Genomic DNA, 8,882 nt, shown 5'->3' on the forward strand with positions numbered 1-8,882 from the left:
GTCGGCCACGGGGCCCGACAGCAGTGTGAAGATCCCGAAGACGACGACCCCGATGATCTGCATCAGCACGAAGTCGGTGTACCCGAAACCGAGGCCAGGCACGTGGGTGGCCGGGTCGAACGGGGTTCCCGCGGCTTCTGCGGCGGCCTGCGCGGCATCCGTGGTCGCCTTCGTTCCGTACGAGAGCGTGAAGCTCGTCATCAGATAGAACAGCACGTAGGTCGCCAGCATGATGAAGGTGCCGAGGATCAGCTGCCACCAGTAGCGACGCAGCGCGAGCCCGAGCGGGAACTTCCTGAGCGTCCCCTTCTTTTCGGCCCGCGTGAATGAGTCGGATTCGACCAGGCGCAGCCGGACCCACAGCCCGACGATCACCATGACTGCCGAGAAGAGGAACGGGATGCGCCAGCCCCAGGCAAGGAACGCGTCGGATGCCTGCGCGGTGCCATCCGGGTGGGGGAGCGAAAGATTGATCGCCAGGAAGATGCCGTTGGCGATGATGAAGCCGATCGGTGCGCCCAGCTGCGGGAAGGTGCCGTACCACGCGCGCTTGCCGGCCGGGGCGTTCTCCGTTGCCACAAGCGCGGCGCCCGACCACTCGCCGCCGAGCGCGAATCCCTGCGCGAGTCGCAGCACGAGCAGGAATACCGCCGCCCAGACCCCGATCTCATTGACCGTGGGCAGCAGACCGATCACGAAGGTCGCGATCCCCATCGTGAGCAGCGAGGTGACCAGGGTTGCCTTGCGGCCGAACCGGTCGCCGAAGTGCCCGAACACGACGGCGCCGAGCGGGCGGGCCACCATCGCGGCGCCGAACACTGCGAAGGATGCCAAGAGTGACGTGGTCTCGTTGCCCGTCGGAAAGAACAACGCGGGGAAGACCAGAACCGCCGCCGTCGCGTAGACGTAGAAGTCGTAGAACTCGATCGTCGTGCCGACAAGGCTTGCCGTGATGACACGGCTTCGCGGGTTGGCGGGCACGGGAAGGGTACCGGTGGCGGAGGTCATGCTGGCCTGTCGACGAGGCGGACGAGAACGGCGTCCGCGCCTCCGGACTCGCCTAGCGCCAGAGAGTGGCGATCGCCGCGTTCGCGAAGGTGAGGATGCCGATCGCCCAGAATACACCGGCCGGTGCCGAGCCGTTCCGCTTGGTGCGGGCTGAGCCGATGCCGAGGAGTGCTCCGATGATGAGCAGGATGACGAGCTTCGTCCCGATCTTCACGTAGTTGAACTCGACGCCCTCGGGGACGCCCCACGGCGCGGCCAGCGCGAGCCCTGCGACGCCCGCGATCAGCAGGCCCCAGTTCATGAGCGTCGTCACGGCTCCGGTGCGCCGCACCGCTTCGACGACCCAGGCGCCGAACAGAATCGCAAAGCCCGAGAGGTGAACGAGAAGCACGGCGTGACGAAGAATCTCCATGCCGTCAGCGTACCTTATGCATCACTGAAGGTGGAGTCTTCTTCGCCTGACTCTCGTCGGCCTGTCAGGCCCGCAGCTCCCGCAGCGCGAGCGCGGTGCGCAGCGCGGCATCCGCAGCTTCGAAGCCCTTGTCTTCGCGCGAGCCTGGAAGGCCGGCTCGGTCGATTCCCTGTGCCTCGTCGTCCAGGGTCAGCACGCCGAAGCCGACGGGCTTGCCGGTGTCCAGTGCCACGCGGGTGAGCCCGTCGGTGGCGGCTGACGAGACGAACTCGAAGTGTGGAGTGCCGCCGCGGATGATGACCCCGAGCGCGACGACGGCGTCAGCGCCGGCATCCAGAGCTGCCTTCGCCACGACGGGAAGCTCGAATGATCCCGGGACGGGCACGACCCGGTACGACGCACCGGCATCCTCAAGTGCCCGACGGGCACCCTCCAGGAGGCCGTTCGCGATGGTCTCGTGCCATTGGCCCGCGACGATCACGATGTTCAGGCCCGAGCCGTCGATGGTGTCGCGCTCGGGGGCGCCGGTTCCGCTCATGCGTCGGTCCTCTCTGCTGCGGCCCCGACTCCGAGGGCGCGATCCAGGTCGTCGAGGGCGATGGTGTGTCCCATGCGCTCGGCCTTCGTGGCCAGGTACTGGTGGTTGTTCGGCCCCACGCCCACGAGGAGCGGCACCTGCTCGACGATGTCGAGACCGAGACCACGCAGCTGAGCGACCTTGTCGCCGTTGTTGGTGAGCAGACGCATCCGCTCGATGCCGAGATCTCCCAGGATGCCGGCGGCTGCAGCGTAGTCACGCGCATCGGCGGGCAGCCCGAGAGCAAGGTTCGCGTCGACGGTGTCGAGCCCCCGCTCCTGCAGACTGTAGGCGCGCAGCTTGTTGATCAGCCCGATGCCGCGTCCCTCGTGTCCGCGCATGTAGATGACAACTCCGCCGTTCTGCGCGATAGCGTCGAGCGCGGCATCCAGCTGTGGCCCGCATTCGCACTTGAGTGAGCCGAAGGCCTCGCCGGTCAGGCACTCCGAGTGCACGCGGACGAGTGGTGCATCCTCGGCCAGGTCGCCAGCCACGACCGCGATGTGGTCGGTGCCGGTGATCCGATCCTTGTAGGCGAGAAAGCGGAACACGCCGTGAGTCGTGGGGACTGTCGCCTCGGCCCGCAGGCTCACGCGCCGATGGTGCACCTCCCGTGGTTCGACGGTGCGCGGCTCATGCTCGTCGAGGTAGGCGATGAGCTGCTCGATCGTGATGACCGGCACGCCGTCGCGCGCACCGAGCTCGAGCAGTCCCGGCATCCGCATCATCGAGCCGTCCTCGGCCACGACCTCCGCGATCGCGCCGACCGGCTGCAGGCCTGCCAGGCGCATCAACTCGACGGCAGCTTCGGTGTGGCCGGCGCGTTCGCGAACGCCGCCGTCGACGGCGCGCAGGGGCAGTACGTGGCCCGGTCGTATGACGCTCGACGGCGTCGATTCCGGATTGGCCAGCACGTTCAGTGTGTGAGCCCGGTCGCTCGCGCTGATGCCGGTCGAGGTGCGGTCGGCTGCATCCACGGTCACCGTGTAGGCGGTGCCGCGGGCGTCCTCGTTGACGGCGACCATCGGCGGCAGGTCGAGGCGATCGGCCCACTCGGCTGGCATCGGCGCGCACAGCAGGCCGCTGGACCAGCGGATCGTCCACGCGACGGCTTCGGGCGTGGCAAGCTCTGCCGAGAGGATGACATCACCCTCGTTCTCGCGGTCCTCGTCATCAGCGACGATGATCGGGCGCCCGGCGCGCAGGGCGTCCAGAGCCTCGGTGATGGGGGCAAGGCTCACAGCGAGCCTCCTTCGGTCGGGGCGGCCTGGGCCGCCGGAGGGAACGCCAGCAGACGCTGCACGTGACGGGCAAGGATGTCGGTCTCGAGGTTCACGGGCGAGCCCGGCTGCAGGGTGTCGAAGGTGGTGGCCTCGAGGGTTTCGGGAATGAGCGAGACCTCGAACCAGTGTTCGGCGGCGGCCGGTTCGCTCACGGCGCTGACGGTCAGGGACACGCCGTCCATCGCGATCGATCCCTTGTCGACGATGAGAGGGGCAAGCTGCTGGGGAATCGCGACGCGGATTACCCGCCATTGGTCGCCGGGTCGAACCTCGACGACGGTCCCTGTGCCGTCGATGTGACCCTGCACGATGTGGCCGCCCAGGCGTCCACCCGCGGCGGTAGCCCGTTCGAGGTTGACGAGGCGGTCGACCGAGACATCGGCGAGGGTCGACATATCGAGCGTCTGTCGCATGACATCGGCGGTGAAGCCGTCGCCGTCGCGAGCGACGACCGTCAAGCAGACCCCACTGACGGCGATGGAGTCGCCGTGCGCGGCATCCGCGACGGATTGCGGTGCGTGAATCGTCAACCGGATGCCGTCACCCGACGGCTCGACGGCAGTAACGCGGCCGATCTCTTCAACGAGTCCTGTGAACATGGCTGCTCCTGACTACACCGACGACGCGTTCGCGACGGTGGTCTCGGGGGATGGGGATTGGGGAGTCCCGGCGGCACGGGGGCGTGCGACGAGCAACAGGTCATCGCCGAGCCGCTCGAGCGCCGTCAGCTCAAGTCGGTGAGCATCGGCGAGGGTCGTGACCCCGATGTCGACGACGGCCGGTCGGTCGCCGTCCGGGCCGGAGCCGATCAGCAACGGAGCGACATACGCCAGCACCTCGTCGACCAGCCCGGCGCGCAGGAAGGATGCCGCAACCGTCGGCCCGCCCTCCACGAAGACACGCTGGATACCGAGATCGCGCAGTTCGTCCAGCACCACGGTGAGGTCTGTCCCGGGCCACTGGATCAGGGTGCGGGGATGCCTGCGCACCTGGGCGGCATCCGGAATCGCGCGCCTGCCGAGAACGACGGGCAGGGGCTGCTGCGACAGGGGCTGGCCGGCAGGGCCCCGTGCGGTGAGCGCCGGGTCATCGGCCAGCACGGTGCCGATGCCGACCACGATGGCATCGGCATCCGATCGCCGTCGGTGCACGTCAGCGCGCGCCTCCGGGCCGGTGATCCACATGCTCGTTCCGTCGGCGGCCGCGGCGCGGCCATCCAGGCTCTGCGCCCACTTCACGGTGACGTGGGGCCTGCCCAGCCGCTGCACGGTGAGCCAGGTGTCAAGGAGCGCGGTGCCTTCATCGCGCAGCAGACCCGCCTCGACGGTTACACCCGCGCCCGCGAGACGTTCGGCTCCGCCGCCCGAGACGGCGCCGGGATCGTCGACCGCATAGACCACGCGGGTCACACCGGCGTCGATGAGGGCTTGCGCACAGGGCCCCGTGCGGCCGGTGTGGTTGCAGGGCTCGAGGGTGACAACTGCCGTGCTGCCGCGAAGCTGATCGGGTGTCAGCTGCGACATCGCATCGACTTCGGCGTGTGCTGTTCCCACGCCCCGGTGCCAGCCTTCGGCGAGAACCTCTCCGCTGGGCGAAAGGATGACGGCACCGACCTGGGGGTTCACGCCCCGAGGACCGCGCAGCGCAGCGTTCAGCGCGCGCCTCATTGCGGCTGTCTCGCTTGTGCCTTGACTCACTGCCCACTCCGGTCGGGTACGCCGGGGCAGGGAAGGCGGCAACGCCATGGCGTCACCTGTGCTGCCTCCCATCCGGACTGACGACACTTTCGCGTCGCATCACCGTCGGTTCCGGAATTTCACCGGATCAACCGCTGCGGCGTTCTCTCGAACACGGATGCAGCGGGTCGCGGACTGTCACCGCCGGTTCGGATTCTCACCGACCCCGGAGCACGTTTATTGCTCTCGAGTGTAGTCAACGCGCCGCGCGCGCGTTCATTCCCGGTGGCCTACGCCGCTTCGCGTCCGTCGACCATGGCGCGGGCGGTGCGCTCATCGATGACGAGATCTGTGATGAGGCCTGCGGCGAGTGCGCCGCGCAGACTCGGAATCTTGGCCTCGCCGGTCACGATGCAGCAGCGCCGCGGGACCGCGCGAAGCAGATCGAAAGAGGGGCCCGATCCCCGCTCGTTCAAGGCGATCCCCTCGGTCGAGCCGTTTGCGCGGTAAAACACCGTCGCAACGTCACCCACGACTCGTTCTGCCTTCAGCTGCTCGAGGTCGGCAGGTTCGAGGTAGTCGCCGGCGTGCACGCGGCTAGGTACCTCGGCCCGGAAAGCTCCCACGCTGAACAGCACGAGACCCATGCGGCTCTGGATGTCCAGGATGCGTCGCGTGCTGCGCTCTCGCCAGAGCGCTCGTCTGGTGTCGGGGTCGTCGAAGAATGCGGGTACAGGGAACTGTTCGGCATCCCCGCCGTATGCGGTGCTGAACCTGCTGAGCAGCTCGCTCGCATACGTGATGCCGGATGTCTTTACATTTCCCGAGCCATTGAGCTGCACGAATGTCGTGCCGTGCACGTGCTTGGGAGTGAGCCGGCGCGCTACCGCAGCCAGTGTGGATCCCCACGCGATGCCGACCACCAGATCCGAGACGATCAGCTCATCGAGCAGCTGTGCTGCTCCCTGCGCGACGCGGTCGAGACGCTCGAGATCGCTCACCGACTCGGGGACGGGAATGACCTGTGCGCGAACGCCGAACTGGCGTCGCAGCTGCGTCTCTACGAGGCCGGGTGCGTCGAGCGGTGAACGAACGCGCACCTCGACGATGCCCTCGGCTCGCGCAAACGACAGTAGTCGCGACACCGTCGAGCGGGAGGTCCCGAGTTCCGCGGCGATGGCGTCCATGGTGCGCAGCTGGACGTAGTACAGGTGGGCGGCGGTCAGTGCCCGTCGCAGATGGGTCGAGTCGTCGCTCACGCAGACAGTGTGCACGTATGTGCATTGTATCTGCAACTTCGGTCAAGCATGGGACGATGGTGAGCACGCGGGAAGTCCCCGGGCGAGAAAGGACACCAATCGATGAGCGCCGTCGAACGAGACACTGTCGAACGAGGCACCGTCACACAGTTGAGCGAGCGGCCGCAGGCCGATGTCCTCATCGTCGGCGGTGGGGTCAATGGGCTCGCGACTTTTCGGGACCTTGCGCTGCAAGGCGTGGACGTCGCACTCGTCGAACGTGGCGACTTCGTCAGCGGGGCATCCGCAGCGTCGTCACACATGATCCACGGCGGCGTCCGTTACCTCGAGAACGGCGAGTTCCGTCTCGTCCACGAGGCGGTCACCGAGCGCAATGACCTGCTGGCCACCGCTCCCCATTACGTTCGTCCCCTGCAGACCACGATCCCGATCTTCTCCACGTTCTCGGGGGTGCTCTCGGCGCCGCTGCGCTTCCTGCGCCACGGCGCGGGGAAGCACGTCGAGCGCGGCGCAGCGCTGATCAAGATCGGTCTCACGATCTATGACTCGTTCTCGCGTGGCGGCGGCCGCGTTCCCCGCCACACCTTCCGCGGCCGCACCGCCTCGTTGCGCGCACTTCCAGCACTGAACGACACCGTCAAATACACCGCAACCTACTGGGATGCCTCGGTACACGACCCTGAGCGCCTCGCGCTCGATCTGCTCCGCGACGGTCGTGCCGCCGGTGGTGACCGCGCCCGGGCTGCCAACTACGTCGAAGTCGTGGGGTCAGCGGACGGCGCGATCACGCTTCGCGACACGGAGACAGGTGTCGAGTTCCCCTTCCGCGCCGCGGTCGTGATCAATGCATCCGGACCCTGGACCGACCTCACCAACCGCGCCCTCGGGGCCCCGACCAGCTTCATGGGCGGAACCAAGGGCTCGCACATCGTGCTCGACAACCCCGAGCTGCTCGCAGCCACGGCTGGTCGAGAGATCTTCTTCGAACACCGCGACGGTCGCATCGTGCTCATCTACCCGCTCAAGGGACGCGTCCTGGTCGGCACCACAGACCTCGAGCACGATATGGCGGAGCCCGCGGTGTGCACCGAGCCCGAGGTCGACTACTTCATCGACCTCATCGGGCACGTCTTCCCCGACATCACCGTCGATCGCTCGCAGATCGTGTACCGCTTCTCGGGTGTCCGCCCGCTTCCCGGCCACGGCGATCTCGCTCCCGGCTTCGTCTCGCGCGACTACCGTGTCGAGACCGAGCAGCTCCCCGGGTCGGCGGACACCACGGTGATCAGCCTCGTCGGCGGCAAGTGGACCACCTTCCGTGCCTCCGCCGCCCACCTCACCGATGACGCCCTCGCTCTGCTCGCTCGGCCCCGCATCGTCACGACCCATGGCCGTGCGATCGGCGGTGGAGCCGGGTATCCGGTGACCGAACGGGCACGGCACCAGTGGGTCGCCGAGAACCGCCGGGGACTCTCGAGGGATGCCGCAGCCACCCTCCTCGAACGCTACGGAACGACAGCCCGCGAGGTCATCGCGTTCGTCGACGAGGATGCCGAGGACCGGCCACTCGAGACCCTTCCGGCCTACAGCACCGGCGAGCTGCGTTACCTCGCGAGCACAGAGGACGTCGTCCATCTGGCCGACCTGCTGCTGCGCCGAACGAGCCTCGCGTTCCGCGGTGAGACGACTCCCGCGGTCGTTGCCGAGATCGCCGACGCCGTCGCGCCCGTCCTCGGATGGGACGAGGATGCCGCCACGGCAGAGGTCGCCGCGGCCCTCGTCGCAGTCCACGCCGCCGATCCGACCTGGCAGCCCGCAGCGGCACCGGTAGCCTAAGCGGCGCGCCATCCATCGTCTGGAGGCGCTCAACACTTCGGGAGGCATCGTGGCCGAACACGTCCTAGCCATCGACCAAGGCACCACCTCGACGAGGGCGATCGTTTTCGATCGCGCCGGAACCGTGGTGGCAACCGCCCAGCGCGAACACGAGCAGATCTTTCCTCGTGCCGGGTGGGTCGAACACGACCCCATGGAGATCTGGACGAACACGGAGTGGGTGATTTCTGGCGTTCTCAGCAAGGCTCACCTGCAGGCATCCGGTATCGCCGCCGCCGGTGTCACGAACCAGCGCGAGACCGCGATCGTGTGGGACCGCCGCACCGGCCAACCCGTCTTCAACGCGATCGTGTGGCAGGACACCCGGACGCAGCCCCGGCTCGATGCGCTTGCCCGTGACGGTGTCGGCGACCGGGTCACCGAGGTGACGGGTCTTCCGCTTGCCACCTACTTCTCGGCATCCAAGGTCGCCTGGATCCTCGATCACGTGCCGGGGGCGCGGGCGGATGCCGAAGCCGGCCATCTGCTGTTCGGTACCCCCGATTCGTGGGTGGTTTGGAACCTCACCGGCGGCACCAGCGGCGGGGCGCACGTGACCGATGTCACCAACGCCAGCCGCACGCTGCTCATGGACCTGCAGACGCTCGACTGGTCGGACGAGATGCTCGCGCTGTGGAACATTCCCCGCGCGATGATGCCCGAGATCCGGTCATCGTCGGATGTCGTGGGCGAACTCGCGCTGCCGGGCACCGCCCGCGAACTGCCGATCGCCGGCATCCTCGGTGATCAGCAGGCCGCGACCTTCGGGCAGGCTGCCTTCGGCGTGGGCGA

Annotated in this window: 9 protein-coding genes; 2 read left to right on the forward strand and 7 right to left on the reverse strand. The window is 67.8% G+C overall.

Annotation, left to right across the window (positions count from 1 at the left end; all coding sequences use genetic code 11):
- The 7 genes from Q1V87_RS05640 to Q1V87_RS05670 all read right to left on the reverse strand — a co-directional run.
- Nucleotides 1–1,008 (reverse strand): MFS transporter (locus Q1V87_RS05640; protein ID WP_300591209.1); only part of this gene is annotated, 1,008 nt, incomplete at its 3' end.
- Nucleotides 1,009–1,060: 52 nt separating this feature from the next.
- Nucleotides 1,061–1,420: a Fe-S protein gene (locus Q1V87_RS05645; protein WP_300591210.1), complete on the reverse strand. Its 360-nt coding sequence runs from the start codon at nucleotides 1,418–1,420 to the stop codon at nucleotides 1,061–1,063.
- Nucleotides 1,421–1,484: 64 nt separating this feature from the next.
- The gene (gene ribH, locus Q1V87_RS05650; RefSeq protein WP_300591211.1) at nucleotides 1,485–1,958 is read right to left on the reverse strand and encodes a 6,7-dimethyl-8-ribityllumazine synthase; all 474 of its coding nucleotides are present in this window, start codon (nucleotides 1,956–1,958) and stop codon (nucleotides 1,485–1,487) included.
- Nucleotides 1,955–3,238: a GTP cyclohydrolase II gene (gene ribA / locus Q1V87_RS05655; protein ID WP_300591212.1), complete on the reverse strand. Its 1,284-nt coding sequence runs from the start codon at nucleotides 3,236–3,238 to the stop codon at nucleotides 1,955–1,957. Before ribA ends, ribH begins: the two co-directional genes overlap by 4 nt.
- Nucleotides 3,235–3,879: a riboflavin synthase gene (locus tag Q1V87_RS05660; RefSeq protein ID WP_300591213.1), complete on the reverse strand. Its 645-nt coding sequence runs from the start codon at nucleotides 3,877–3,879 to the stop codon at nucleotides 3,235–3,237. Before Q1V87_RS05660 ends, ribA begins: the two co-directional genes overlap by 4 nt.
- 12 nt (nucleotides 3,880–3,891) lie before the next feature.
- On the reverse strand, nucleotides 3,892–4,947 hold the full coding sequence (ribD, locus tag Q1V87_RS05665; protein WP_300591214.1) for a bifunctional diaminohydroxyphosphoribosylaminopyrimidine deaminase/5-amino-6-(5-phosphoribosylamino)uracil reductase RibD: 1,056 nt from the start codon (nucleotides 4,945–4,947) through the stop codon (nucleotides 3,892–3,894).
- Nucleotides 4,948–5,246: 299 nt separating this feature from the next.
- Nucleotides 5,247–6,215: a sugar-binding domain-containing protein gene (locus Q1V87_RS05670; protein WP_366945412.1), complete on the reverse strand. Its 969-nt coding sequence runs from the start codon at nucleotides 6,213–6,215 to the stop codon at nucleotides 5,247–5,249.
- Between the two features lie 102 nt (nucleotides 6,216–6,317).
- Here Q1V87_RS05670 and Q1V87_RS05675 point away from each other — a divergent pair, with 102 nt between their 5' ends.
- Together Q1V87_RS05675 and Q1V87_RS05680 are read left to right on the forward strand one after the other, a co-directional pair.
- Nucleotides 6,318–8,051, forward strand: coding sequence for a glycerol-3-phosphate dehydrogenase/oxidase (locus Q1V87_RS05675; protein WP_300591215.1), 1,734 nt, complete (start codon nucleotides 6,318–6,320; stop codon nucleotides 8,049–8,051).
- 49 nt (nucleotides 8,052–8,100) lie between these two features.
- Nucleotides 8,101–8,882 (forward strand): FGGY family carbohydrate kinase (locus tag Q1V87_RS05680; protein ID WP_300591216.1); only part of this gene is annotated, 782 nt, incomplete at its 3' end.

Source organism: Microbacterium sp. (genome assembly GCF_030149085.1).
Classification (GTDB): domain Bacteria; phylum Actinomycetota; class Actinomycetes; order Actinomycetales; family Microbacteriaceae; genus Microbacterium.

Coding starts and splice junctions, on each gene's coding strand:
- Q1V87_RS05645 (WP_300591210.1), bottom strand. CDS start 1,420: ATGGAGATTCTTCGTCACGCCGTGCTTCTCGTTCACCTCTCGGGCTTT.
- ribH (WP_300591211.1), bottom strand. CDS start 1,958: ATGAGCGGAACCGGCGCCCCCGAGCGCGACACCATCGACGGCTCGGGC.
- Q1V87_RS05660 (WP_300591213.1), bottom strand. CDS start 3,879: ATGTTCACAGGACTCGTTGAAGAGATCGGCCGCGTTACTGCCGTCGAG.
- ribD (WP_300591214.1), bottom strand. CDS start 4,947: ATGAGGCGCGCGCTGAACGCTGCGCTGCGCGGTCCTCGGGGCGTGAAC.
- Q1V87_RS05675 (WP_300591215.1), top strand. CDS start 6,318: ATGAGCGCCGTCGAACGAGACACTGTCGAACGAGGCACCGTCACACAG.